This is a genomic window from Paraburkholderia sp. BR14320 (assembly GCF_040948665.1).
GTDB lineage: Bacteria > Pseudomonadota > Gammaproteobacteria > Burkholderiales > Burkholderiaceae > Paraburkholderia > Paraburkholderia youngii.
This window is the reverse complement of the sequence record NZ_JBFPKG010000369.1, coordinates 1-254: the sequence shown is the minus strand read 5'-3', so window position 1 is coordinate 254 and position 254 is coordinate 1. Positions and strand designations below refer to the sequence as shown.

At 65.0% G+C, this 254-nt stretch carries 1 protein-coding gene; it reads left to right on the top strand.

All coding sequences use genetic code 11. The annotated features are described in order from the left end of the window. Window positions 1-254 (top strand): transposase (locus AB3X89_RS40690; RefSeq protein WP_368588116.1); only part of this gene is annotated, 254 nt, incomplete at both ends.

The window sequence follows — 254 nt, the reverse complement described above, 5'->3', positions numbered from 1 at the left end:
CAGGTCAAACAGCGCTGCCAGCGCGTCGCCGATTGCCTGTCCAGAGGCGAGGCGATCAGTTTGATCGTCGACAGCAGCGGGATGAAGTTTGGCCGGGCCAGCGAATGGCATCGCCAGAAGTACGGCCACGGCCGCGACGCGGGCCAGACGCCGTGGCGCAAGATGCACCTGTCGATCGACCCGCAGATGAATGTCCACCAGATCGCGATCACCGGGGACAACGTCTCCGACGAGGCGGGCCTGAATGCGGTGCT